Consider the following 25,252-nt stretch of genomic DNA (forward strand, 5'->3'; position numbering starts at 1 on the left):
GTCCTCAACGGCGGCTCATGTCGTCGTCTCGGCCGTGCGCACCGGGCGGCGGTCCTCGGCGCGCTGGAGGGCGCGGAAGTCGTCGAAGAAGCCGTAGCTCCGCGCGGGCTCTCCGCCCTCACCTTCCTGGACGGTCAGGTTGGAGTACAGGCTGTTCAGCAGCCACGGCGGCTTGCGGGGCCCGAAGTCCTTCACCATGGCCGGCGCCTGCGCCACGCCGTAGGTGGCCACGGCGAGCTGCCCCGTGTCACGGAACTTCTGGATCTGGTTCCGCAGGAAGTGCTTGTGGGTCTCGTACCACGGGCTCATGGACAGGAAGTCGTGCCACTTCGTCTGAGTGAAGGGGTGCTCGGTCGCCTGCCTGATCACCTGCCACACCTTGGTGTCCGCGGGCAGCTCGTAGCGCCGGGCGAACTCGGCGGGGATGGTGTCGCTCATGTGCTCCTTCCACCACAGGACCAGGGAGAACTCCGTGACCAGGAACTTCTGGTCGCGGCGGAGCTTGGGAAGGATGTAGTCCAGGTACTTCTGCGAGTCCTCGATGGCGGCAACGTGCGGGTGGATGTCCACGCCCTCGATCTCCGGGGTCTTCCGGGTGAACTCCATCCAGCGATCGGTGGCCTGCGTGCGCCAGTCGGGCCTGTCGAGGTGGTTGAGGGAGCCCATGTACAGCCGTGTCCGGCAGCGCTCCCCGAAGTGCTTCTTGCGGTAGGCGATGACGTGCTGCGCGACCTTCTCGTAGAAGACGTTGAGCGTTCCGTCGTCGTGGTCCTTCTTCAGGCTCTCGATGAAGGGCTCATTGGCGAGCGCGAGGATGTCCGCCTTGCCCATGGCGGCGTCCAGCACCTTGTCCACCCGCGCCAGTTCGTCGTCCATGTCCGCGCTGTCCACCGCGGGCATCGGGCGGCCGTTGTAGGGGAACTTCAGCGACAAGACCGTGCCGTACCCCTGGTCGTGCGCGCTCAGAAGCGTCTTGACGGTGTCCTGCTCCGGGGCGGGGGTCTCGTCGATGTCCGGCATGGGCACGAACCCGCGCAGCCAGCCAGCGGAGAGGCCCTCCAGCATGGAGAAGTCCATGGTGGAGGGGTCCTCGTTGAAGTTGGCCCCCAGTGCGCCGCTCGGCACGACGGCCCGGCCCTCGGATGCGTTCTCGGCGTTCTCGGCGCCCTCGGTCTTTCCGCCGGTGTCCTTGCAGCCCGCCGTGAGGAGGGCCGCGCCGGAGACGCCCAGGAACCACCGGCGCGACACCGGGCCTTGCTCTCCGGACGCCCCGGCCTCGACCGTGCGGTTGCTCTGCATGCGCATGCTCCTGATTCGCCGCTTGTTCGTTCTGCGCCGATGTTCGTTCTGCACCGACGGCGCAGCCCCCCGCCTATTCGTAAGCGAAGGAACGGGGTACAGCAAGGAACGCGGGGTCGCCGCGCGTGGCGTCAGTGGTGGCCGAAGTCCCTTGGCAGGGGCCGGTTCAGGAAGAGGCGCAGCGGAAAGGCGTCGGCGATCACGCGGTAGCCCTCGGGGTTGAGGTGGAGGTGGTCGCCCGTGTCGAGGTCCGGGCGCAGGCGGCTCGGCTCGGCCGTGTTCCGTGTCGCCCTGTCCAGGTCGACGACGGCGTCGAAGCGGCCGCTGGTCCGTATCCAGTCGTTGATCCGCTGCCGGGTCGCTTCGCGGTGGCCCGCCGCGTCGTCGTAGGGCGTGTTGCCGCCGAAGGGCGTGAGGGTGGCGCCGTAGACACGGATCCCCTGTGCGTGGGCGCGCACGACGATCTGGCCGTAGGCGGAGATGAGCCGGTCGGCCACGTCCCGCTGTGCGCCGGGGGTGGCGGGGGCGGTGCCGATGTCGTTGATGCCCTCGAAGACGACGAGCGAGGTGACGCCGCTCTGCGCCAGGATGTCACGGTCCAGACGGGCCAGCCCGTTCGGGCCGAGACCGTCCTGGAGGATCCGGTTTCCGCCCGCCGCCTGGTTGAGCACGGCGGTGTCGGCCGTCCGGTGGTCGGCGCGCAGACGGGCCATCAGCCGGTCCGTCCAGCGGTCGTTGTGGTTGCTGGTGGACCCCCGCCCGTCGGTGAGCGAGTCGCCCAGCACGGCGGTGGCGCGGGCGCGCGCCGGTGACCACACCTCGACGCCGCTGAGGAAGTACCAGTGCTCGACCGAGGCCGCGCCCTTGAGGTCGGTCGCGTCGACATGGTCGCCACGCAGCATGTGGGAGGCGGTGCGCGAGCCGGGGTGGGAGGTGATGGCGGTCGACTGCTGTCCGGTGGCCAGGTACACGGTCACGGTGAGGTTCGCGCCCGGCGGCAGCCGGAAGTCCAGCGGGTCGGACACCATCAGGGCGCCCATCGGCACCGTGGTGGCGGCGCGGCCGTCGAAGGTGACGGTCCGGGAGGTGCCCGGTTCGATCGCGCTCACCCCGGCCCTGCCGCCCTCCGGAAGGGCCACGGAGACGCGGGAGAGGGGAAGGGGTGCCCCGCCGAAGGCGTTGGAGAAGCGGAGCCGCAACCGGCGGCCGCCCACCGAGAGGTGCACGGTCTGCCGCAGGGTGCTGTCGGCGAAGACCGTGCCGTCCTGGGTGTACGGCGGGGGCGGCATGTTGTCCGGCTCGGTCAGCTGCGGCATGGACGTCCACGTCCCCACCCAGTGGCCGCCCGGACGCGGCCCGCCGCCCTCCTCGGCCGACGCGGTGCGCGCCCGGCTCCGCTCGGCTCCCTGGGCGACGGACACCAGCGCCACGGTGAGGAGAACCGCCACGAGCGGACCAAGTCTTCGAAGAATTCCTCGCACGGCAACGTCCTCTCCAGCAAGGGAACTTGACGCACCCACCCTGCCCACCGGGGGGCCGCGATACCCCCCCGCTAGGATCGGTACGTCACGTGAGCCCGTTCCTGGGGAGGGACCTCATGGCCGAGCCGACCACGACCCGCCGTACCGACACGCCCGCCGTCGCGCTGGGCCCCACCGCGCTGGTCCTCGGTGTCTTCTCCGTCGTCGGTGTCCTCGCCATCGTCGGCGTGCTGCCGTCCCTGCTGTTGTCCTTCACCCTCCCTCTGGTGCCCATCGCGGGGGGCCTCGCCGTCGCCCTCGGCGCCATGGGTATCCACCACGCCCGCCGCGGTGCGGGCCGTCTGTGGACGGCCATCGCCGGAACCGCTCTCGGCGGTCTCGGCTTCGGGGGTGTGGTCGCTCTCCTCTTCATGGTCAGCGTCTGAGAGATCGGTTGACTGGCACTCCCTTCGTCGTGCTGCGATTGCGCACGCCTCATTCACCTGCGTAGATGGAACGTGTTGAATTCCGATACGTCGGAGGTCTTCCCTAGCTGCTCCAACCCCTGCACCATGCCGGGTAGTTCACCACCAGGTATGGGAGGCACATACGTGACCCCGACGACAGGGAACGGGATCTCTCGAAGAGGTGTGATCGGCTCGGCGGCCGCCGTCGGCGCCGCGGGCTGGCTGACGGGATCCGGCACCGCCTGGGCCACGCCCCAGCAGCCGAACGAAGGGGGAGACCTCACCGAACGCATCGTCAAGGACGCGACCCTGCGGTGGCGCCGGATGCCCGGCGACTGGAAGGACGGCCCCTTCCTCGCCAACGGACTGCTCGGCGCGCAGGTCTACCGGGGCGCCACGCCCAACTCCGTGAAGGTCATGGTCAGCCACAGTCAGGTGCAGGACCAGCGGCCGCAGTGGCGCGCCCCGTACGGCTTCTCGCGGCTGCCCATCGGCCACTTCGACCTCACCCTGGCCGGCGAGGTGACCGGCGTCGACTGGACCCTCGACCTCTGGGACGCCGAACTGCGCGGCACCGTCACCACCACCCGGGGCAGCGTCCGCTTCTCGATGCTGGTGCACAACACCCGTACCGCGCTGCTGATCTCCACCCGGCCCAGCGCGGGCGAGCGCGAAGCGGCCTGGTCGTTCACGTGGCTGCCCGCCGCCTCGCCGCGCACCAAGGACAAGCCCGCCGACTACACGGGCAACCCCGACCCCCGCACCGGCACCGCGGGCGACACCGGATACGTGGAGCAGCCGCTCATCGCGGGCGGCGGCTGGACCACCGCCTGGCGCGAACGGCGCGTCGGCACCGGCAGGCTGCTGGCCGCGCACATCGTCTACCGCCATCCCGACGACCTGTCCCGCACCACCGAGCTGGCCGTCGCCGAAGTGGCCCGTACGCTGGCCGCGGACCCCGACGACCTGGTGGCCGAACACCGCGCCTGGTGGCACCGCTTCTACCGGCGCAGCATGCTGTCCGTACCCGACAAGCGCCTCCAGGACTTCTACTGGATCCAGCTCTACAAGGCGGCCTGTGCCACCCGGGCCGACGGGCCCTCGATGTCCGAGTGGGGGCCGTGGTACCCGGAGACCGGCGGCAGCTGGACGGCCGTCTGGTGGAACCTCAACGTGCAGATCGCCACCTGGCTGATCCAGGGGTCCAACCACCTCGAACTCGACTCCGTCACCTCCACCTTCAAGGACTTCGAGAAGTATCTGCCGCTTTCGGTCCCGCCGGAGTACCAGGACGGGCAGACCTACGCCCTCGCCCACCCCTCCGACTGGATGCTGCGTCCCGGCGCCAAGACCGTCGGCATCCCCGGCACCTCCACCAAGACCGACAACAACGGCAACCTCATCTGGGCCATGCACAACGTCTGGCTCAGCTACCGCCACACCATGGACACCCGCATCGTGCGGGACGTCCTCTACCCGATCCTCGTCAAGGCGGTGAACTTCTACGACCACTTCCTGCACGAGGGCGGCGACGGCAAGCTGCACCTTCCGCTGACCCGTTCCCCCGAGTGGGCGGACGCCGAGGACTGCACCTACGACCTCTCCCTGCTCCGCTGGGGCTGCGCCACGCTCCTCGACTGCCTGCGGATCCTCCGTACGGACCATCCGCGTGCCGCGCGCTGGCGCGAGATCCTGAAGCGGCTGGTGGACTACCCGCGCGACGCCACCGGCGTCATGATCGGCGCGGACAAGCCGCTCACCGAATCCCACCGCCACTTCTCGCACATGCTGTGGCTGTATCCGCTGCACGAGCTGGACTGGGACCGGCCGGGCGACCGGGACATCATGCGGACCACCTTCGACCACTGGGTCAAGGACCGTGCCCTGTGGGCCGGTTACAGCTACGCCGCCGCCTCGTCGATGGCCTCGCGGATGGGCCGTCCCGAGGAGGCCCTCGACTTCCTCACCTTCTTCACCGGCGGCAATGTCATCAACAACGCCTGGATGACCCCGAACACCATGTACGTCGAGGGCGGAAACCTCGGCATCGAGAGCCCCCTGACGGCGACGCAGTCGGTGCTCGACATGGCCGTGCAGAGCCACGGCGGTGTGGTGCGGGTCTTCCCGTCCGTATCGCGCCGTTGGCCCGACGCGTCCGTGGCCTCCCTGCGCGCCCAGGGCGCGTTCCTGATCGACGCGGACCGGGCCGGTGGCCGCACCCGGTGGGTGCGCGTCCACAGCGAGGCGGGCGCGCCGCTGGTGCTGGACCACGGCATCCGCGGTGCGATCGACGTACGGGACGAGCGCGGCAGGCGGCTGCGGTACCGGGAGACGGGGCCGGGCCGCATCGAGATCCCGCTCCGCCGGGACGAGACGGCCGTCGTCGCCCCGCGCGGCACCCACCCGGACCCGGGCCCGCGCGACGTACCGGCCGTCGGCGACGCGAAGCCGTGGGGGCTGCCGGACTAGCCCGGGCTAGAAGTCGTCCTCGGAAAGCCACTCCAGGGCGAACCAGAGTTCCATGCGGACGGCCGGGTCCTGGAGGTCGGCGCCGAGGAGTTCGGCGACCCGGGTCATGCGGTGGCGCACGGTGTTGCGGTGGACCTGGAGTTCGGCGGCCGTACGGTCCCAACTGCCGTGGAACGTCAGCCAGGTGCGCAGGGTGCCGAGCAGGACGGCGGCGCCCGGCGGCCCGGCCCGGTCGAGCGCGGCGAGGCGGGCGCGGGCGAACTCGCGGGCGTCGGCGGGCGAGACCAGGCCGTGCACGGCCGGTGCGGTGGCCTCGTGTACGACGGCCGGCACCCCGGCGGCGATCGCGCGCTGGAGGGCCCGTTCGGCCCGGGCGTCGGCGCGCGGCAGATCCGCCGCGGGGGAGGGGTCGCTGAAGCCGAGGGTCCACCCGAGGGCGGCGGCCTGGGCGGGGGCGCGCGGGCGGGTCCCCGGCGCGCCGGGGACGAGGGCCCTCAGCACCGGGCCGTCGATGTGCAGATAGGGGGTGCCGAGGGCCGTCCCGAGGGTGGCGAGCTGCGCGGGGTCCTCGCCCCGCCGCGCCGCCCGCGCGGACCGGTGGTGGGGATCCTGCCGTCCGTGGACGACGACCCAGTGGTCGTGCCCCGGGTGTTCGGAGGGTACGAGGGCGGGCGCGACCTCCGCCGGGGTGGCACCGAGCATGAGCCGCACCAGCGCGCCGACGCTGTGGCTGTCGGTGTTCAGCGCGTGGCGCGGGCTGGTGAGCAGGGACAGCAGGACGGTCGCCGTGCTGGTCACCTGGCGGTGGACCAGCGGCAGGGCGGCGGTGGCGGCGGCCTGGCCGAGGGCCAGGGTGGTGGTGCCGTCGGCGCCGGGCAGCGTGTGCACGGTCAGGTGCGCACCGTCGTGGTGGTGGGCCGCCGCCGAGGGTGGCGGCGGCCCGCTCGCGGCGCGGCCGGTGGCGGGGCGGGCGGTCGTCGTACGGACGGCGAGGTCGCGCAACAGACCGGGCACCGGTTCCGGGGGACGCCGGCCCGCGCGGAACAGTTCGTTGCCCCGGTCGTCGTAGAGGACCGCCCAGGTGCCGGTGTGCGCGGTGAGCTGGGTGAGCACGGCCTGGAGCGCGTCGGGGCGGGCGGCGGCCGAGGCGAGGGCCGACTGCGCCTGCGAGACCGTCTTCAGGTCGCGGTTGCGGGCCTCGGCGATGGCGGCGTAGGTCGCCCGGCCGACGGCGACGAACGGGGTGTGCGGCGGCAGCCGCAGCAGCGGCAGTCCGTGGCGGTCGCACGCGGCCACGAGCTCTGCCGGTACCTCCTCGTGCACCGGGGCGACACCGAAACCGAGGGCGGCCACCCCGGCCGCCACCACGCGCGCCACATAGGTGTCGATGCCGTCCGCGTCGGGCGGCAGCCGCACTCCGGCGGTGAGGAGGAGTTCGCCGCCGACGAGATAGGGCGTGGGGTCCTCGATCTCGGTGGTGCCGACCGTGCCGATGCGCCGGTCCTCCGCGGGACCGGCAACCTGGCGCAACCCCAGCGAGGGATCGGCGAGCAGCACGCTGAGGTGGATGGACGGTGGATCGTGCTCGGTCACAAGGCAGGGATCCTCTCATCCTGCGGCACCGCGCCGGGGTGTCGGATTCGTCCAACGGACGGTTTCACATCGGGCGGGTCCGCGGGTTCAGCGCCAGTGTGCACCGTGGGTAGCGTCACGCATCACCCCCGCCCTACGCCGTTCTGCTTCGGAGGACCTGATGGCCGTCGACTACCTCGTCATGCTCGGATATCTGCTGGCCATCGTCGGTGTCGGCTGGTGGGGCAAGAGACTCGCCGCCCTCGTCGCCTACGTGGCCGTCAGCCTCGCCACCAAGCCGACCGAGGAGGCCGCGGTCGACGCCTGGCGCCGCCGCGTGGCGGGCGAACCGGCCACCGCACCCGAACCCGCACCCGTGACCGTCTGAGACGGACCGACTCCTCCGTCACCCCCACGACCCAAGGACTCACCCCGTGACCGCTTCGACGCCCCACCCCACCGATCCGGCCGCACCGGACACCTCCGCCGAGGAGGTGCGGCTGCGCCGCCAACTCGCCGCGGTCTACCGCCTGGTGGCGCACTTCCGGATGACCGACCTGATCTTCACGCACATCAGCGCCCGCGTCCCCGGCCCCGAACACCACTTCCTGATCAACCCCTACGGTCTCCTCTTCGAGGAGATCACCGCGTCGAACCTCGTCAAGGTCGACCTGTCCGGCCACCCCGTCGTGGAGACCCCGCACCCCGTCAACCCCGCCGGGTTCGTCATCCACAGCGCCGTCCACGCCTCCCGGCCCGACGCCCACTGCGTGCTGCACACCCACACCAAGGCCGGATGCGCCGTCGCCGCCCAGGAGGAGGGCCTGCTGCCGCTCAACCAGATCTCCATGGAGTTCTACGGCAGGCTCGGCTACCACGACTACGAGGGCGTCGCCCTCAACCTCGCCGAACAACAGCGGCTCGTCGCCGATCTCGCCGGTCACCCGGCGATGATCCTGCGCAACCACGGCCTGCTGACCGTCGGGGAAACCCCCGCCCAGGCCTTCCTGCGCATGTACTACCTGGACAAGGCGTGCGAGATCCAGGTCGCGGCGACGGCCGGGGGCGCGAAACTCGTCATGCCGCCTCCGGACATCCGCGCATTGACGGCCCGTCAGCTCGCGGGCGAGGACGCGGGCTCCGACCTCCAGGACGACAAGGCGTACGACCTGGCCTGGTCGGCGCTGCTGCGGCTCGTGGAGCGCGTCGCCCCTGATTACAAGGACTGAAGGGACTGAACGGGGCTGGGAAGGGTCAGGAGTGCGACGGGCCGGACTGGGCGTCGCGCTCCGCCTTCTCGGCCTGCTCCGCCTTCTTCTCCTTGATCCGCACCGCTTCCTTGCGCACCTCGGCCTGGGTGGCGCGCTCCTTCTCCAGCCACTCGGGGCGCTCCGCCTTCAGGGCCTCGATCTGCTCGGTGGTGAGGGCCTCGGTGATACCGCCGCGCGCCAGGCCCGAGATGGAGGTGCCCAGCTTCGCCGCGACCACCGGCCGGGGGTGCGGGCCGTTGCGGCGCAGCTCCCGCAGCCACTCGGGCGGATCGCTCTGGAGGGCGTTCAGTTCGGCGCGCGTGACGACACCCTCCTGGAACTCGGCGGGGGTGGCCTGGAGGTACACACCCAGCTTCTTCGCCGCGGTCGCGGGCTTCATCGTCTGGGTGGTCTGGTGCGACTTCATGGTGTCAAGGGTATCGACCGCAGACGCGGCCCCGGACCACGGCCTCGGGCCGCGCGACCGGTAGCCTGGCGGGGTGACAGGCTCGGAAGAATCCCCTGCGTTCCGGCTCGCGTATGTCCCGGGGGCGACGCCCGCCAAGTGGGTGCGGATCTGGAACGAGCGCCTGCCCGACGTCCCGCTCACCCTCCTCGCGGTGTCCGCCGCCGAAGCCCCCGATGTGCTGCGGGACGGCGGCGCCGACGCGGGGCTCGTGCGGCTGCCGGTGGACCGTACGGTGTTCAGCGCGATCCCCCTCTACACCGAGACCACGGTGGTCGTGGTGCCGAAGGACCACGTCGTGGCGGCGGTCGACGAGGTGACCACCGACGATCTGGCCGACGACATCGTGCTGCACCCGCTCGACGACGTGATCGGCTGGGAGCGCCCGCCGGGGCGGCCCGCGATCGAGCGCCCCGCCACGACGGGGGACGCCATCGAGCTGGTGGCGGCCGGGGTGGGGCTGCTGGTCGTGCCGCAGTCGCTCGCCCGGCTGCACCACCGCAGGGACCTCACGTACCGGCCGCTCACGGACGCGCCCCAGTCGAGCGTCGCGCTGTCGTGGCCGGAGGACGCCACCACCGACCTGGTGGAGGACTTCATCGGGATCGTCCGCGGGCGGACCGTCAACAGCACCCGGGGCCGCACTCCGCCCCCGGCGCAGCAGAAGCGCAAGCCCGCGGCGGGCAAGTCGGCGTCCGGCAAGACGACATCAGGCAAGGCAGGCGGGGCGGGGAAGAACCCGCGGGGCCGTTCCGCGGCCCCCAAGGCCCCCAAGGGTGCCAAGCGCGGCAAGCCGCGCCGCCGGTCCTAGCGAGGCGCCTGCCCCGGCGCACCGGCGCGCAGGCCGTCCATGACCAGGTCCAGGAGTCGCCCGGCGCAGCCCTGCCAGTCCCCGCAGGGGTCGATCTGCCACAGCCCGGCGATGGCGAGCATGAAGTCGTCGGGGGTGACCCCCGGGCGGATGGTCCCGGCCTCCTCGTTCGCCGTCAGCAGGAGCGTGACGGCGGAGGTCAGCGAGCCGCGTGCCAGTTGGACCAGGCCGCCGTGCGCGCTGGTGGCCTTGTGCAGCGCACCGGCCAGGCCCGCCTTGGTCATGGCGTACTGGGCGAGACGGTCCATCCACTCCCGCAGCGCCTGGTCCGGCGCCCGGGTCCGCAGCAGCTGGGCCGCGGTGTCGGCGACCTGCTGCACCTCGTAGCGGTAGACCTCCAGGATCAGCGCCTCACGGTTGGGGAAATTGCGGTAGAACGTTCCCTGTCCGACGCACGCCTTCTTGGCGATCGTGCTCAGCGGGGCGTCCGCCGAGCGCGTCAGCTCCGCGAGGGCCACCTCCAGGATGCGCTCGCGATTCCGTTGCGCGTCCGAGCGCAGTGGGGTGTCCTTCTTCTCAGGCACGCCCTCCTCCTTCCCGGAACCGCGGTCGGGCCGCCCTTGCTAACCGGACAACTGTCCGATACGTTCATACCAGCCGGACAACTGTCCACTTAGGTCTACCTTAGCGGCAGATCCGGCCAGTGCGAACGGCTGGTGCCGGTCGCCACCAGCCCGCTCACCTTCCCAGACTCTTCCCGGGGCACTCCCCGGACCCTTCCCGCACCGCCCGGATCATCTCGCTCGACGCGCACCAGCTACGCGAAAGAAGGCTGATCATGGCCCCAGCCCCCTCCCCGACGTCCAGCGCCATCACGCTGAACATCAACGGCGAGAAGCACACGCTGCCCGTCGACCACCGCACCACCCTGCTCGACGCCCTGCGCGAACGTCTCGACCTGACCGGCACGAAGAAGGGGTGCGACCAAGGTCAGTGCGGCGCCTGCACGGTGCTGATCGACGGGCGCCGCGCCGTCTCCTGCCTCCAGCTCGCGGTGGCCGCCGAGGGGCGTGTCATCACCACCATCGAAGGCGTGGCCGAAGGCGAGGACCTGCACCCGGTGCAGCAGGCGTTCCTCGACCTCGACGGCTACCAGTGCGGCTACTGCACCCCCGGCCAGATCTGCTCGGCCATCGCCGTGATCGAGGAACACGCGGCGGGCTGGCCGAGCGCCGCGACCCAGGACGTGCGACCCGAGGCGGGCGTGCAGCCGCTCACGGCCGAGGAGATCCGGGAGCGCATGAGCGGCAACCTGTGCCGCTGCGGCGCGTACGTGTCGATCGTCGAGGCGGTCGCACGGGCGGCGGAGGCCGCGCAGCCGCCATCCGGCGGCTCGGGTGACGAGATCGGCGCGACGGAAGCGGAGGCAGCGGTATGAGGGAATTCGGTTACGAGCGCGTGCACGAGGTCTCCGGGGCGGTGGCCCTGCTCGGCGCCGACCCCGACGCGCGCTACCTCGGCGGCGGCACCAACCTCGTCGACCTGATGAAGACCGGGGTGGAGCGGCCCGCGCGCCTCATCGACGTGCGCGACCTCCCCCTCGACCAGATCGAGGCCACGCCGGACGGCGGCCTGCTCATCGGCGCGACCGTCACCAACAGCGACCTCGCCGCCCATCCCGATGTGCGGTCCCGCTACCCGGCGTTGGCCCAGGCCGTGCTGGCCGGGGCCTCCGGACAACTGCGCAACATGGCCACGGTCGGCGGAAACCTGCTCCAGCGCACCCGCTGCGGCTACTTCACCGACACCGCCAAGCCGTGCAACAAGCGGGTCCCCGGCAGCGGCTGTCCCGCCGTCGAGGGCGAGAACCACAACCACGCGATCCTCGGCGCCTCCGAGCACTGCGTGGCCATCCACCCCTCGGACATGGGGGTGGCGCTGGCCGCCTTCGACGCCGTCGTGCGGTACGAAACGGCGGACGGCCCGGGCGAGTTGCCGTTCGCCGAGTTCTATCTGCCCGTGGGGGACACCCCGCACCTGGAGACCGCCCTGCCGCCCGGCGCGCTGATCACCGGCATCACCCTGCCGCCCGCCCCGGTCGCGGCCCACTCGCGCTACCGGAAGGTGCGCGAGCGCGCCTCCTACGCGTTCGCGATCGGCTCGATCGCCGCCGCCCTCGACGTCCGGGACGGGGTCGTCCAGGAAGTGCGCCTGGCCTTCGGGGCGGTGGCGTCCCGGCCGTGGCGCGCCCGCGCGGCCGAGCGGGCGCTGACCGGGGGACCGGCGACCGCCGAGGCGTTCGCCGCCGCCGCGGACGCCGAACTGGCGGCCGCCGAGACGCTGCCCGGAAACGGATACAAGGTGACGCTGATGCGCAACCTCGTCGTGGCCATGCTGACCGAACTCTCCGAGGAGGCCGTCCGATGACCACGACGACCGGAACCGCCGCCGTCACCCCGTCCGTCGGCACCGCGCACACCCGCGTCGAGGGCCGGGAGAAGGTCACCGGAGCGGCCCGCTACGCCGGGGAGATCCCCTTCGCCGACCTGGCCCACGGCTGGCTGGTGGTGTCCACCATCGCCCGCGGCCGCATCCGCTCGGTGGAGTCCGCCCCCGTCGAGGCGATGCCCGGCGTCCTCACCGTCCTCCACCACGGGAACGCCCCGCAGGTCGACGGCGAGTACGTCGGCCTGCTGGGGAAGCCCGACCCGACCGTCACGCTCTTCCAGACCGACCGGGTGCCGTTCGCGGGCTGGCCGGTGGCGCTGGTCGTCGCGGAGACGCCGGAGCAGGCCAGGGAGGCCGCCGAGGCGCTGGTGGTCCGCTACGACGAGGAGCCGCACGACGTCGCGTTCGCCGCCGGGCACCCCGGTGCGCGCAAGCCGGAGGACCCGTCGGCGGAGACCGAGAAGGGGGACCTCGCGGCCGAACTCGCCGCGGCGGCCGCCGTCGTGGACGCGGAATACACCACTCCGGAAGAGCACCACGCCATGATGGAGCCCCACGCGGCCACGGCCCGCTGGGACGGCGGCCGGCTGGAGGTCGTCGACTCCAACCAGGGCAGCATGTGGGTGGCCGACGAGCTGGCGAAGATGTTCTCCCTGGACCTGGGTTCGGTGCGGGTGCTGTCCGAGCACGTCGGCGGCGGCTTCGGCTCCAAGGGGCTCCGCCCGCACCAGGTGGCCGCCGTGATGGCCACGACCGTCCTGCACCGCCCGGTCCGGGTCGTGCTGACGCGCCGCCAGATGTTCTCCATCACCGGCTACCGCAGCCCCACCGTGCAGCGGGTCAGGCTGGGAGCCGACGCCGAGGGGCGGCTGACCGCGTTCGACCACGAGGCCCTCAGCCTCACCTCGACCGTGCACGAGTTCATCGAGCGCAGCGCCGACTACGGGCGCGCCATGTACGACGCCGACGCCCACCACACCGTCAACCGCGTGGTGGCGCTCGACGTGCCGACCCCGACCTTCGTGCGCGGGCCGGGCGAGGCCCCGGGCTCGTTCGCGCTGGAGTCCGCGCTCGACGAACTCGCCGAAAAGTGCGGCCTGGACCCGATCGCGCTGCGGGCGCGCAACGAACCCGAGGCGGGCCCCGTCTCCGGGCTGCCGTACAGCACCCGCAGGGTCATCGACTGCTTCGAGGAGGGCGCCCGCAGGTTCGGCTGGGCGGACCGCGACCCGCGTCCCGGGGTGCGCCGCGAGGGCCGCTGGCTGCTCGGGACCGGCACGGCGGCGGCCACGTTCCCCTCGAACGCGATGCCGTCCACGGCCGCGGTGACGGCCGAAGCGGACGGCACGTTCACGGTACGGATCACCGCGGCCGACATCGGCACCGGCGCCCGGACCGCGCTGACCCAGATCGCCGCGGACGCGCTGGAGGTGGAGCCGAGCCGCATCCACATGCGCATCGCGGACAGCGACTTCGGCCAGGCGATGATCGCGGGCGGCTCCATGGGCACCCGCTCCTGGGCCTGGGCCGTGACCTCCGCGGCGAAGGAGCTGCGCGAGCAGCTGGCCCTCGGCGGCGCCATCCCTGAGGAGGGGATCACCGCCCGGTCGAACACGGCCGAGGCCATCGGCGCCCTCGCCCAGAAGGAACGGCACTCCTTCGGGGCGCAGTTCGCCGAGGTGGCCGTGGACACCGCGACGGGCGAGGTGCGCGTACGGCGCATGCTCGGCGTCTTCGCGGCGGGCCGGATCGTCAACCCGCTGACCGCGCGCAGCCAGCTCCGCGGCGGCATGGTCTGGGGCCTGTCCATGGCGCTGCACGAGGAGGCGATCCGGGACCGGGCCTTCGGCAGCCACGTCGGCCCGGACCTCGCGGGCTATCACGTCGCCGCGCACGCCGACGTGCCGCCCATCGAGGTGGGCTGGGTGGACGACCCGGACCCGGACGACCCCGTGGGCATCAAGGGCGTCGGCGAGGTCGGGATCGTGGGCGCGGCGGCGGCGATCGCCAACGCCGTCTGGCACGCGACCGGTGTGCGCCACCGGCACCTGCCGATCCGCCCCGACCGCGTCCTGCTGGCGGGTACCGCGCCGGGTGGGGACGTGGATGCTTGACATCGCCACCGAGCTGAACCGGTGGGTCGAGGAGGGCCGGGACTTCGCCGTCGCCACCGTCGTGGCCGTCGGTGGCAGCGCGCCGCGGGGTCCCGGCGCCGCCCTCGCCGTCGACGCCGAGGGCACGGCCATCGGGTCGGTCTCCGGCGGGTGTGTGGAGGGCGCGGTGTACGACCGCTGCGTCCAGGCGCTCGAGGACGGCGAGACGGTCCTGGAGCGCTTCGGGTACAGCGACGACGACGCGTTCGCGGTGGGGCTGACCTGCGGCGGTGTGCTCGAAGTCATGGTCACCCCGGTGCGGGCGGACGCCCCGGACCGGGCGGTGTTCGCGGCGGCCCTGGCGGCCGCCGCCCGCGGGGAGACGGCCGCGGTCGCCCGGGTGTCCCGGGGCCCGGCCGGGCTCCTCGGCCGGGCGCTGTTCGTCCGCCCCGACGGCTCGTACGACGGCGGCCTCGGCGGCCGCCCGGAGCGGGACCGCACGGCGGCGGACGAGGCGGGCGCCCTGCTGGCCGAGGGCCGCACCGGCGCGTTCACCCTGCCGGAGAGCCCGGAAGGTTCCGAGGGCGGTCTGACGGTGTTCGTCGAGTCGAGCGTGCCGCCGCCCCGGATGATCGTCTTCGGCGCCGTGGACTTCGCCGCGGCACTCGCGCGCACCGGCAAATTCCTCGGCTACCACGTGACCGTGTGCGACGCCCGCCCCGTCTTCGCCACCCGCCTCCGCTTCCCCGAGGCCGACGAGATCGTGGTCGACTGGCCGCACCGCTATCTGCGGCAGACGGAGACCGACGCCCGCACGGTGCTGTGCGTGCTCACCCATGACGCCAAGTTCGACGTGCCGCTCCTGGAGGAGGCCCTGCGGCTGCCGGTCGCGTTCGTCGGCGCGATGGGCTCGCGCCGCACCCACGAGGACCGCCTCCGCAGACTCCGCGAGGTCGGTCTCACCGACCGCGAACTGGCCCGGCTGCGCTCGCCGATCGGCCTCGACCTCGGCGCCCGTACGCCCGAGGAGACCGCCCTGTCCATCGCGGCGGAGATCGTCGCGGCACGGCGGGGCGGCACGGGCGTGCCGCTGACCGGCTCGGGGACGCCCATCCACCGTGAGGAGGGGGCCGGAGCACACGCCGCCGCGTGACGCCCCGGCCCCCGGCCCCGGCACCGGTGGAGGCGCCGATCAAGATCATTTCCGGTTGACAGTGATCCGGCGTGGCGGAAAGGCTCGTTACGTCGTGCATCAGCTGAATACCGAGGAGTGATCCTTCCCGGATGCCTTCGTACTACGTGGCTTCCGACATCGGTGGCACCTTCACCGACACCGTCGTGATCGATGACAACGGACGGGTCGGCAGGTACAAGTCCTCCACCGTTCCCGACAACCCCGCCGAGGGCGTGCTGGGCACCCTGGTCGACGCCGCCGAGGAGCACGGCGTCGACCTGGGCGAACTGCTCGCGGACGTCGAGATGTTCGCCCACGGCACCACCATCGCCACCAATGCTCTCCTCGAAGGCCGTACCAAGAGGGTCGGCCTGATCCAGACCCGCGGCTTCGGGGACACCCTGACGACCATGCGCGGGTTCAAGGGCTCCGGACTCGAGGAAGAGGAGATCAAGCGGTTCCGCACGCTGGTGAAACAGCCCCCGGCGGTGCCCCGTTCGCTGACCGAGGAGGTCACCGAGCGCGTCGACTACGCGGGCCGGGTCGTCTGTCCGCTGGACGAGGACGACGTACGGCGCGCCGTGGCGCGGCTGCGGGACGCCGGGGCCGAGGTGTTCGCCGTCTCGCTGCTCTGGTCCTTCGCCAACGACGCGCACGAGCGCCGGGTCGGCGAGATCGTGGCCGAGGAGGTGCCCGGGGCGAGCGTCACCCTGTCGAGCGCATTCCTCCCGCGCATCGGGGAGTACGAGCGCACCCTGACCACCGCGGTCAACGCGGGCCTGCGCCCGCTGCTGGGGGCGTCGCTGGACAGCTTCGAATCCACCCTGGCCGAGGCGGGCCTGCGGACCGGGCCGCTGCTCATGCAGTCGGGCGGCGGGCTCGCGACCTTCGCGGAGGCGGAGAAGCGCGCGGCAGCGGCCGTGATGTCCGGGCCGGTCGGCGGAGTGGTGGCCTCCCAGTACCTGGGCAGCCGCGACCAGCACCGCAACATCGTCACCACCGACATGGGCGGCACCAGCTTCGATGTCGGGCTGGTGCTCGACGAGCGTCCCGTCATGTCCAACACCACCCTCATCGGCCGCGACCGGCTCGCCCTGCCGTCCGTGGCGGTGCGGGCCATCGGCGCCGGGGCAGGTTCCATCGCCTCCGTACGGGGCGGGGTGCTCACCGTCGGGCCCGAGAGCGCGGGCGCCCGCCCCGGACCGGCCTGTTACGGGCGCGGCGGCGCGCGTCCCACGGTCGCCGACGCGGACCTGGTGCTGGGCTACCTCAACCCGGACAACTTCCTCGGCGGGCGGCTCACCCTCGACGTCGAGCGCGCCCGCGCCGCCATCGAGGAGCACATCGCCCGGCCGACCGGTCTGACCGTCGAACAGGCCGCGGAGGGCATCAAGACCATCGTGGACGCCCGGATGGCCGACCTGGTGCGCCAGGTGACGGTGGAACAGGGCTACGACCCGGCCGACTTCGCGGTGTTCGCATACGGCGGCGCGGGCCCGCTGCACGCCTTCTCCTACGGCGCCGAGCTGGGCTGCCCGCGGATCGTCGTCCCGCTCACCGCCTCCGTCCACTCGGCGTTCGGCATCGGCAGCTCGGACCTGACCATGGTCGAGGAGCTGTCCAAGCCCCTCCAGGCGCCGCCCGGCACCACCGACTACGGCGCCGCCCTGCCGCCGGAGGAGATCGAGGCGGCCTTCACCGAGCTCCAGGACAAGGCCGCGCGCGGGCTCGTCGAGGCCGGTGCGGACCGGGAGACGGTCACCTTCACCCGGTCCGTCGAGATCCGGTTCCGGGCCCAGATCCATGTGCTGACCGTCTCCTTCGACGACGGCCCGATCACCGCCGAGGGCGTGAACGCCATGGTCGCGCGGTTCATCGACGCTTACGAGGGCCGGTTCGGCAAGGGCTCGGCGTTCCCCGAGGCCGGGGTGGAGATCACCACCTTCCGGGTCGTCGCCGCGAGCCCCGTCCCACGCGCCGAACTCGAGACCGGACGCCTGCCCCAGGGCGTCGGGTCCGTGGCCGGGCCGGGCAGCCGCCGGGTGTTCAGCGACGGCGAGTGGACCGACGCCGCCGTCTACCGCGCCGAGCATCTCCACGAGGGCTTGCGCATCGACGGCCTGGCCATCGTCGAACTGCCGGACACCACCGTCGTCATCGGCTCGGGCCAGGAGGCCGTGGTCGACCGGCTCGGCGGCATCGTCATCCACAACCGCCCGTGAGCAGCGCCCCCGATCAAGGAGCAACGATGAACACCGCCGCACGCACGACCGCGGCCGCGAACGGGACGGCTGCGAACGGGACGGCCGACCCCGTCACCCACGAGGTGATCCGGCACAAGCTCTGGTCCATCAACGCCGAGGGCGCCACCACCGTCGAGCACGTCTCCGGCTCCCCGGTCGTCCACGCCACCGACTACAACTTCGGCATCTACACGGCCTCCGGCGAGATGGCCGTCATCGGCACCTATCTGCTGACCCCGGTCTACACGGGCGCGATGGCGATCGAGGAGTTCCAGCGCCGGTACGACGACATCGAGCCCGGTGACGTCTTCATCATCAACGACCCCTACATCGCCGCGATGCACCAGAACGACGTGCAGTTCTGCAGCCCGGTCTTCCGGGACGGCGAACTGGTCGCCTGGCTCGGCTGCATGGCCCACCAGGTCGACCTCGGCGGCATGGACCCGGGCAGCTGGTGCACCACCGCCACCGACGTGTACCAGGAGGGCATCCGGATCCCGCCGGGCCGGATCGTCCGCAAGGGCACCGTCAACCAGGAGCTGTGGGACACCATCGTCGCCAACTCCCGCATGGCCGGCACGGTCGCCAACGACTTCCGCGCCTTCCTCGCCGGGCTGCGCGTCGCCGAGCGCCGCTTCCACGAGCTGTGCGACCGCTACGGCGGCGACCAGGTGCGCACCACCATGGAACGCACCCTCGACCACAGCGAGGCCGATCTGCGGGCCATGCTGGAGGAGCTGCCGGACGGGGTGTACGAGCACACCTCGTACCTGGACCGCCCGGACGGATCGGGGAACGACGGCGACCAGGGCATCGAACTGCTGGAGGTCCCCTGCCGGATGGAGAAGACCGGCGACCGGCTGGTCTTCGACTTCTCCGGCTCCAGCCCGCAGAGCCCCGCGTACGGCATGACCACCCGCGGCGGGCTGCTCGGCGCCGTGGCCACGCTCATGCTGTGCACGTTCGGCTCGGAGATCCCCTGGAACCACGGCATCATGCGCCCGGTCGAGGTCAAGGCGCCCGACGGGCTGTGTGTCACCGCCGTCGAGCCGATGCCCGTCAGCGGCGGCGCGGCGGGCGCCAACTGGACGGCGACCTGCTCCGCGGGCGGCGCGATCGCCAAGATGCTCAGCTTCTCCGAGCGCTACGAGAGCTTCGCCTTCGGCCCGAGCGACGGATCCTGGCAGCTGAGCCAGTTCGGCGGCGCCGACCAGCACGGGCAGCCGTTCGCCTCCATGTACATGGACTCGCTGATGTGGGGCGGGCCCGCCTTCTCCTTCCGCGACGGCGTGGACGCGGGCGGCGCCATGGTCATCCTCGGTGGCGGCGCGACCGACGTCGAACAGCAGGAGATGCGGCACCCGCTGATGTACCTGTGGCGCCGTCAGGTCCCCGACTCCGGCGGCGCGGGCACCTACCGCGGCGGCAACGGCATCCAGTTCGCCCTCACCCCGATCGACACCCCGGAGGTGACCGGGGTCCTGGGCACCCACGGCGTCTCGCTGCCCAACCGCACCGGCCTCTTCGGCGGCCTGCCCGGCTCGTGCGCCCGCTTCGAGCGCGTCACCTCCGCGGCGCCGCTGGACCGGCTGGCATCCGGACAGCCCATCACCCGGCTCGCCGAACTCGACGGCAGCCATGAAACGCTGCCCGGCGTCTCCCCGGCGGCCCGCATCGCCCACGGCGACGTCTTCGAGTGCACCGTCCAGAATGGCGGCGGCTACGGCGACCCGCTGCTGCGCGACCCCGCCCGGGTGGCCGCCGACGTCGAACGCCACGCGGTGACCCCGGAGTCCGCCGCCCGGCTGTACGGAGTCGCCCTGACCCCGGACGGCGGTGTGGACGAGCCCGCGACGGCGGCCCGCCGGGAGCGGATCCGCGAGGACCGCCGGGCCCGCATGACCGCCCCGGCCGCCGGGGCGCCCGCGGCGGCGGGGATCCGTACGGTCACGGGGGAGCCCTCCGGGATCTGGGGCAGCGCCCTCAGGACGTCCCCCGGCCCCGGCGGGCCGTCCGCCGCGTGCCGCCACTGCGGAGCCGGACTCGGCAGCCTGTCCGGCGGCTGGGAAGGGCTTGCCGGCCGGGTGGCGCTCGGCCCGGACGACCTGGGCCGGGACGTCCGCGTCCACGACGCGCTCACCGTCGTCGCCTACGTCTGCCCGCACTGTGTGACGTCCCTGTGGGTCGACACCGAGCCGGTCGCGGGCAAGCCCTGGCGCGACTTCGCGGCACGCGCCTGAGCGGATCGCGGGACGCGGGTGCCCGGCCGGAAGGGATTCCGGCCGGGGCACCGGGCGGTGCGGGTGATCAGTCCTGCGGGGTGCCCGCGGGAAGCCGGCGCCACGTCACCGCGGTGCGAGTGTGGAACGCCCAGTCGAGCATCTTCTTCGCGTCCGGGTACCGCTTGCTGTCGCCGAGGAGGACCCCGACGACCGTCCGGCCGTTCCGCTTTGCGGCGAACACGATGCACTTGCCGGCGGCGGTGCCGGTACCGGTCTTGATGCCGATGGCGCCGTCGTACGAGCCAAGCAGCTTGTTGCTGCTGTTCCAGTAGTAGGTCCGGGTCCGGCCGTTGGCCGCCGGGGCCTTCTGCTCGGTCCCGACCGACTTGACCACCGTACGCAGCGTGGCGTTGCCGAGCGCGTGCCGCGCCAGCTTCGCCAGGTCACGGGCGGTCGTGTAGTTGGCGCCGTGCGTGGAGATGCCGTCGAAGGAGTCGTACTGGGTCTTGGTCATCCCCAGCGCGTCCGCCTTCTTGTTCATCTTGGAGATGAACGACGTGGTGCGCTTCGCCGTGGTACTCCCGCTGCCGAAGGTGTCGGCGAGGGCCATCGCGGCGTCACAGCCGGACGGCAGCAGCATGCCGTACAGCAGCTGCTTGACCGTGAGCTTGTCCCCCTGCTTCAGGTCGGCGGCGCTGCCGCCACTGGTCCTGATGTAGTCCAGGTACGCCTTCTTGACGGTGACCTTCTTGTTGAGGTTCACCCCCCGGGTGTCGAGCACCACGACGGCCGTCATGAGCTTGGTGATGCTCGCCATCTGGCGCTTGGTGTCCGGGCTCTTGCTCCACAGCTTCTTGTTCGCGCTGTTGTCGAGCAGATAGGCGCCCTTGGCGGCGATGCCGGACGGTCCGGCGGCGGCCCGTGCGGCCGGTGCGGCGGCCGGAGCCGCCTGCGCGCTCGCCACCGGTGCGGCGACCGCGAGTGCCGCCGTGGACGCGATGACCGCCGCTCCCCAGCGGCGGACCGCGTTACCCCCATGTCTTCCCATACGCCCTCGCTCTCCTCGGATGATGGATGGGCGCTGGCATCCTCTCACCGGGCGAGAAATGATGATGTGTCGGGTCTCAATATCTGTCAGGTCTCAACTGCCGGACGTCACCCAGTCGTAGGCCGCCCGCGCGTCGAACTCCCGCTGCCCGCCCCGGAAGATCATCCCGGCGTGGTCGTACGCCGATCCGTCCCCGGCGGCGTGCTCGTCGTACGGGACGGCGACGCAGCGCATCCCGGCCCGCCGCGCCGCCTCCACCCCCGGCCCGGCGTCCTCGATCACCACACAGTCGGCCGGATCGGTGGCCAGCAGCCGCGCGGCCGCCAGGAAGACGTCCGGCTCGGGCTTGCCGCGCCCGATGTCCTCGGCGGAGACGTAGAGCGGCAGCAGCGCGTCCAGACCGGTGGCGGTCAGCGCCGCCTCGATCGCGGGCCGCGAGGAGCCGGACGCGACGGCGATCGGATGCCCGGCGGAGTGCAGCCGCTCGGCGAACGCCCGCATCTCGGGGAAGACGGTGGTGGAGGTGCGGACCAGTTCCAGGTAGTGGCCGTTCTTGACGGCGAGCAGCTCGTCCACCGGCGCGTCGAGCGCGTACCGCGCGCGCAGGGTCTCCAGGGTCTCGCGGGTGCCGATCCCGATGAACTGGGTGTGCTCCTCCCAGCTGAAGCCGGTGACGCCGTACTGCGCGAGGGTGCGCCGGCCCGCCTCGTAGTAGTTGGGCTCGCTGTCCACGAGCGTGCCGTCGAGGTCGAAGATCACGGAAGGGGTGCGCCGGATGCTCATACGGACCAGCATGCCAAGTACGTGATCAAGGCCGACGGGGGGTTCCCGCGGTCTGCCCCACGGCGTCGACCAGCGGCAGCATCCGATGGCGCACCCGCTCCCTGAGCACCATCTCGGTGCGGGTGCGGACCACCCCCGGCAGCCGGATCACCCGCTGCACGACGTCCTCCAGATGCCCGTTGTCCCGCGCCACGACCCGGGTCAGCAGATCACCCACGCCGGTGGTCGAGAACACCTCGATGATCTCCGGGACGGTGGCCAGCGCGTCCCCCACGTCGTCCAGATGCCCCTGCGTGACCTCGATGTGCACGAAGGCCAGCACCGGGTGGCCGAGGGCGGCGGGGGAGAGCGAAGGGCCGTAGCCCGTGATCACGCCGTCCCGCTCCAGCCGGTCCAGCCGCGCCTGCACGGTGCCGCGCGCGACGCCCAGGATCCGGGCGTACTCGCGCACGCTGGTGCGCGGCTGCTCCAGCAGCAGCCGCAGGATCTTCGCGTCGAGCGCGTCCACCGCGTCCACCGGTGCGGGCATGGGCCATCGGCTCCCTCGTGGTCGGTTTCCTCGACGGGCGACTGTACCAATGGCCCAGCGAAACAGTGATCGCTTGAGCCGATGGCGGCGGGGTGCTTCTCTTGGAGGCAGATGGCGTTGCGCTGGGCTGCGCCGGACGGCAAGGAAGCCGCATCCGGGTCCCCGCAGCGCCTTTGTCATGCCCGGCCGTCGGACGTGAAAGGGACACAGGGGTGCTGCGGGAGTTCCAGACGGCGGTGAGGCCGTGCGCGACCATGTTCACGGCTCCGGACCCGGGGCTGCGGCGGCTGCGGATCTCGGCGCGGGCCGTGCTCGGCGTCGGCTCGGCGGTCGCCGCGGTGGCGTGGGCCGGGCTGCCGCTGTCCGCCGCGGTCGTGGGCGGGCTCGCGGCGCTCCTCGCGCTGTTCACGGTGGCGGACCCGACGCCCCGGCGCCAGGCCGTCACCACCGCGCTGCTCCCGGCCGTCGGCCTCCCGGTGCTGGCGCTGGCCGTCGCACTGCACCGGGTTCCGCTCGGCCGCGACGCCGCCTTCCTCGCGGTGGTCTTCTGCGGTGTCGCGGCCCGGCGGTGGGGGCCGCGCGGCAACGCGCTCGGCATCTTCGCGTTCATGATGTTCTTCGCGGCGCAGTTCCTGGAGGCGGGACCGCGGCAACTGCCCGTGCTGGCCGTCGCGGTGCCCCTGGGCCTGGCGGTCGCCGCGTTCGTACGGTTCGGCGTGTGGTGCATCGAGCGGCGTACGCCCGGGGCGCCCGCCGCCGCGCCCGCGCCGCCGGGTGGAGCGGGCCTGGCCCGGCCCGCCACGCGGCAGGCCTTCCAGGCGGCCGCAGCCTGCGCGTTCGCGCTCGCCGCCGGCCAGGCCCTCTCCGGCGAGCGGTGGTACTGGGCCGTCGGCACCGCCTGGTGGATCTTCGTCAACACCGCCTCGCGCGGCGAGACGCTGGTACGCGGCTTCCGCCGGGTCGTCGGCACTGTCAGCGGCATCGCGGCCGGGCTCGCCGTCGCCGTACCGCTGCACGGCGCCCCGGCGCCCACCGCCGTCCTCGTCGCCGCCTGCGTCTTCGGGATCTTCTACACCGCGCCGCTGTCGTACAGCTGGATGGTGTTCTTCGTGACGCTGATGGCCGGGCTGCTGTACGGCCTGCTCGGCGTGCTGCATCCCGGGCTGCTCGCGCTGCGCCTGGAGCAGACCGCCATCGGCGCGGCCGGGGCGGGACTGGCCGTGGCCCTCGTACTCCCGGTCACCACCCACGCCGCGACCGACGCGTGGATCCGGCGCGCCCTGGAGTCCGTACGGCGCTGCGCCGCCGACGCCGCGCGGCGGCTCGCGGGCGACCCGGCCGCGGACCCCGCGCCGCACGTCGCCGAGCTGGAGGCGGCGCTGCGGGGCCTGCGGATGTCGATCGCCCCGCTGCTGCACCCGCTCAGCCCGCTGCGCGCCCGGCGGGCCCGCGCCCGGCAGGTCATGCTGGCGCTCGACGACTGCGCCCGCCAGGCGCGCGGTCTCGCCGCGCTCGCCGCCGACCCGGTCGCGTCCCACGACGTCCGCCTGACCGCGGCGTGCGCGCGGGTCGAGGCGGCGGTGAGCCGCCTGACCGCCCCCGTCCCCCCGTCCGCCGCCGCCCCCGCACCCGCCGCCGGTCCGCCGCCCCACCCGGCCACCGACCGCGCCCTGGCCCATCTGCACGACCTGGAGGCCGCCCTGACGGGCCTCGCGGACCCGCTGCGCGCCTGAGGAAGGTTCCTCCAACCGGGGCGCGCTGACGGCACGTCATGCAGGGAATCGGGCATTCCACGGTCCTGGTCCGGACCGGGCTGTTAGCGTCGGCCGCAAGCGGAACCGCTGGAGAGGCAGCACGGTGACCACGGAGCAACGGGCGTACAGGGCGTACATCGGGTCGTTCACCGAGGCGGGCGGAGCCGGGATCACCGTCGCGGACGTCGACCGCGACACGGGCGCGCTGACCCCGCGGTACACCACGGACGAGGTCGCCAACCCCTCGTATCTCGCGCTCTCATCCGGCGGGGACGTCCTCTACGCAGTGAGCGAGACGGAGGACGGCGCGGCCGCCGCCTTCCGGACCGGCGACGACCCCGCCCGCCCGCTCACCCTCCTCGGCGCCCCCGTGCCCGTCCACGGCGCGGCACCCACCCATCTCGCGCTCGCCGCCGGGTATCTGCTCACCGCCAACTACGGCTCCGGCACCGTCAGCGCGCTGCCCGTCGGCGACGACGGCGGGCTCGGGCAGCCGACGGCGGTGCTGCGGCACGAGGGCAGCGGCCCGAACCGCGAGCGGCAGGGCGAACCGCACGCCCACCAGGTGCTGCCCGACCCGTCCGGCGGCTGGCTGCTGAGCGTCGACCTCGGCGCCGACGCCGTGTGGGTGTACGAGCCCGCCGGGCCGCGGGCGCACCGGAAGGTCCGGCTGCGGGCGGGGAGCGGTCCGCGCCATCTGGCGTTCCACCCGCGCGGCGACTGCGCGTACGTGGTCAACGAGCTGGACCCGACGGTCACGGTGTGCCGTTGGGACGCGGCGTCCGGCACCCTCGCACCGCTCGGCGAGACCCGCGTCGTCCCGCCCGGTACGGACACCGCCACCTTCCCCTCCGAGGCGGCGGTCTCCCCGGACGGCCGCTTCGTCTGGGTCGCAAGCCGCGGCCACGACAGCGTCGCGACGCTCGCCCTCGACACCCCGGGCGACCGGATGGAGCTGGTCACCACCACACCCTGCGGCGGCCACTGGCCGCGTGACCTGGCCCTCGACCCCTCGGGCAGCCGTCTCTACGTCGCGAACGAACGCTCGGGCGAGGTCACCTGGTTCACCCTCGACCCCACCACGGGGGTGCCGAGTCGGGACGGTTCGCTCGAGGTGCCGGCGGCGTCCTGCGTGATCTTCGGCTGACCGCCATGGGCGCCTGG

General features: G+C 72.7%; 21 protein-coding genes. 13 read left to right on the top strand and 8 right to left on the bottom strand.

Annotated features, from left to right (window positions below):
• Positions 1-15: 15 nt before the first annotated feature.
• Positions 16-1,299, bottom strand: coding sequence for a hypothetical protein (locus LCH29_RS31385; protein WP_446465075.1), 1,284 nt, complete (start codon positions 1,297-1,299; stop codon positions 16-18).
• Positions 1,300-1,430: 131 nt separating this feature from the next.
• Positions 1,431-2,747, bottom strand: a complete 1,317-nt coding sequence (locus LCH29_RS31390; protein WP_446465076.1) for an SGNH/GDSL hydrolase family protein — start codon at positions 2,745-2,747, stop codon at positions 1,431-1,433.
• Positions 2,748-2,896: 149 nt separating this feature from the next.
• Between LCH29_RS31390 and LCH29_RS31395 the strand changes: the two genes are divergently transcribed.
• The gene (locus LCH29_RS31395) at positions 2,897-3,205 is read left to right on the top strand and encodes a hypothetical protein (protein ID WP_446465077.1); all 309 of its coding nucleotides are present in this window, start codon (positions 2,897-2,899) and stop codon (positions 3,203-3,205) included.
• A 165-nt stretch (positions 3,206-3,370) separates the two neighbouring features.
• Positions 3,371-5,695 carry a glycosyl hydrolase family 95 catalytic domain-containing protein gene (locus LCH29_RS31400; protein ID WP_446465078.1) on the top strand — a complete coding sequence of 775 codons (2,325 nt, stop codon included), beginning with the start codon at positions 3,371-3,373 and terminating at the stop codon, positions 5,693-5,695.
• Positions 5,696-5,701: 6 nt separating this feature from the next.
• Here the strand turns inward: LCH29_RS31400 and LCH29_RS31405 are convergent, their stop codons facing one another.
• A complete protein-coding gene (locus tag LCH29_RS31405; RefSeq protein WP_446465079.1) occupies positions 5,702-7,288 on the bottom strand; it encodes a PucR family transcriptional regulator in 1,587 nt (528 codons plus the stop codon).
• 160 nt (positions 7,289-7,448) lie between these two features.
• Here LCH29_RS31405 and LCH29_RS31410 point away from each other — a divergent pair, with 160 nt between their 5' ends.
• Together LCH29_RS31410 and LCH29_RS31415 are read left to right on the top strand one after the other, a co-directional pair.
• A complete protein-coding gene (locus LCH29_RS31410; RefSeq protein ID WP_446465080.1) occupies positions 7,449-7,655 on the top strand; it encodes a hypothetical protein in 207 nt (68 codons plus the stop codon).
• Positions 7,656-7,701: 46 nt separating this feature from the next.
• Entirely contained in the window at positions 7,702-8,496 is a 795-nt protein-coding gene (locus tag LCH29_RS31415) for a class II aldolase/adducin family protein (protein WP_446465081.1), read from the top strand.
• Between the two features lie 25 nt (positions 8,497-8,521).
• On the opposite strand, the gene LCH29_RS31420 is transcribed toward LCH29_RS31415, so the two are convergent.
• Complete coding sequence (locus tag LCH29_RS31420) at positions 8,522-8,944, bottom strand: DUF5997 family protein (RefSeq protein WP_446465082.1); 423 nt, start codon at positions 8,942-8,944, stop codon at positions 8,522-8,524.
• 73 nt (positions 8,945-9,017) lie between these two features.
• On the opposite strand from LCH29_RS31420, the gene LCH29_RS31425 reads away from it, so the two are divergent.
• Entirely contained in the window at positions 9,018-9,794 is a 777-nt protein-coding gene (locus LCH29_RS31425) for a LysR substrate-binding domain-containing protein (RefSeq protein WP_446465083.1), read from the top strand.
• Here the strand turns inward: LCH29_RS31425 and LCH29_RS31430 are convergent.
• Entirely contained in the window at positions 9,791-10,378 is a 588-nt protein-coding gene (locus tag LCH29_RS31430; RefSeq protein ID WP_446465084.1) for a TetR/AcrR family transcriptional regulator, read from the bottom strand. The genes LCH29_RS31425 and LCH29_RS31430 overlap by 4 nt on opposite strands.
• 254 nt (positions 10,379-10,632) lie before the next feature.
• Here LCH29_RS31430 and LCH29_RS31435 point away from each other — a divergent pair, with 254 nt between their 5' ends.
• From LCH29_RS31435 to LCH29_RS31460, 6 genes are all read left to right on the top strand, one after another.
• The gene (locus tag LCH29_RS31435; RefSeq protein ID WP_446465085.1) at positions 10,633-11,232 is read left to right on the top strand and encodes a 2Fe-2S iron-sulfur cluster-binding protein; all 600 of its coding nucleotides are present in this window, start codon (positions 10,633-10,635) and stop codon (positions 11,230-11,232) included.
• Positions 11,229-12,221, top strand: a complete 993-nt coding sequence (locus tag LCH29_RS31440) for an FAD binding domain-containing protein (RefSeq protein ID WP_446465086.1) — start codon at positions 11,229-11,231, stop codon at positions 12,219-12,221. The genes LCH29_RS31435 and LCH29_RS31440 overlap by 4 nt, the downstream gene beginning before the upstream one ends.
• A complete protein-coding gene (locus LCH29_RS31445; protein ID WP_446465087.1) occupies positions 12,218-14,356 on the top strand; it encodes a xanthine dehydrogenase family protein molybdopterin-binding subunit in 2,139 nt (712 codons plus the stop codon). The genes LCH29_RS31440 and LCH29_RS31445 overlap by 4 nt, the downstream gene beginning before the upstream one ends.
• Entirely contained in the window at positions 14,349-15,488 is a 1,140-nt protein-coding gene (locus LCH29_RS31450) for an XdhC family protein (protein ID WP_446465088.1), read from the top strand. The genes LCH29_RS31445 and LCH29_RS31450 overlap by 8 nt, the downstream gene beginning before the upstream one ends.
• A 131-nt stretch (positions 15,489-15,619) precedes the next feature.
• Positions 15,620-17,731 (top strand): hydantoinase/oxoprolinase family protein, encoded by a 2,112-nt coding sequence (locus LCH29_RS31455; RefSeq protein ID WP_446465089.1) that lies wholly within the window; start codon positions 15,620-15,622, stop codon positions 17,729-17,731.
• 26 nt (positions 17,732-17,757) lie between these two features.
• Positions 17,758-19,992, top strand: coding sequence for a hydantoinase B/oxoprolinase family protein (locus LCH29_RS31460; RefSeq protein ID WP_446465090.1), 2,235 nt, complete (start codon positions 17,758-17,760; stop codon positions 19,990-19,992).
• A 67-nt stretch (positions 19,993-20,059) separates the two neighbouring features.
• Here LCH29_RS31460 and LCH29_RS31465 read toward each other — a convergent pair whose 3' ends face one another.
• The 3 genes from LCH29_RS31465 to LCH29_RS31475 form a co-directional block, all read right to left on the bottom strand.
• Positions 20,060-21,022 (bottom strand): D-alanyl-D-alanine carboxypeptidase family protein, encoded by a 963-nt coding sequence (locus LCH29_RS31465; protein ID WP_446465091.1) that lies wholly within the window; start codon positions 21,020-21,022, stop codon positions 20,060-20,062.
• 93 nt (positions 21,023-21,115) lie between these two features.
• Positions 21,116-21,805: an HAD family hydrolase gene (locus tag LCH29_RS31470; protein ID WP_446465092.1), complete on the bottom strand. Its 690-nt coding sequence runs from the start codon at positions 21,803-21,805 to the stop codon at positions 21,116-21,118.
• 25 nt (positions 21,806-21,830) lie between these two features.
• A complete protein-coding gene (locus tag LCH29_RS31475) occupies positions 21,831-22,334 on the bottom strand; it encodes an Lrp/AsnC family transcriptional regulator (RefSeq protein ID WP_446465093.1) in 504 nt (167 codons plus the stop codon).
• A 254-nt stretch (positions 22,335-22,588) separates the two neighbouring features.
• Between LCH29_RS31475 and LCH29_RS31480 the strand changes: the two genes are divergently transcribed.
• A complete protein-coding gene (locus tag LCH29_RS31480; protein WP_446465094.1) occupies positions 22,589-24,067 on the top strand; it encodes an FUSC family protein in 1,479 nt (492 codons plus the stop codon).
• A 124-nt stretch (positions 24,068-24,191) separates the two neighbouring features.
• Complete coding sequence (locus LCH29_RS31485) at positions 24,192-25,235, top strand: lactonase family protein (RefSeq protein ID WP_446465095.1); 1,044 nt, start codon at positions 24,192-24,194, stop codon at positions 25,233-25,235.
• Positions 25,236-25,252 lie beyond the last annotated feature (17 nt).

Source organism: Streptomyces sp. BRA346, from assembly GCF_052851135.1.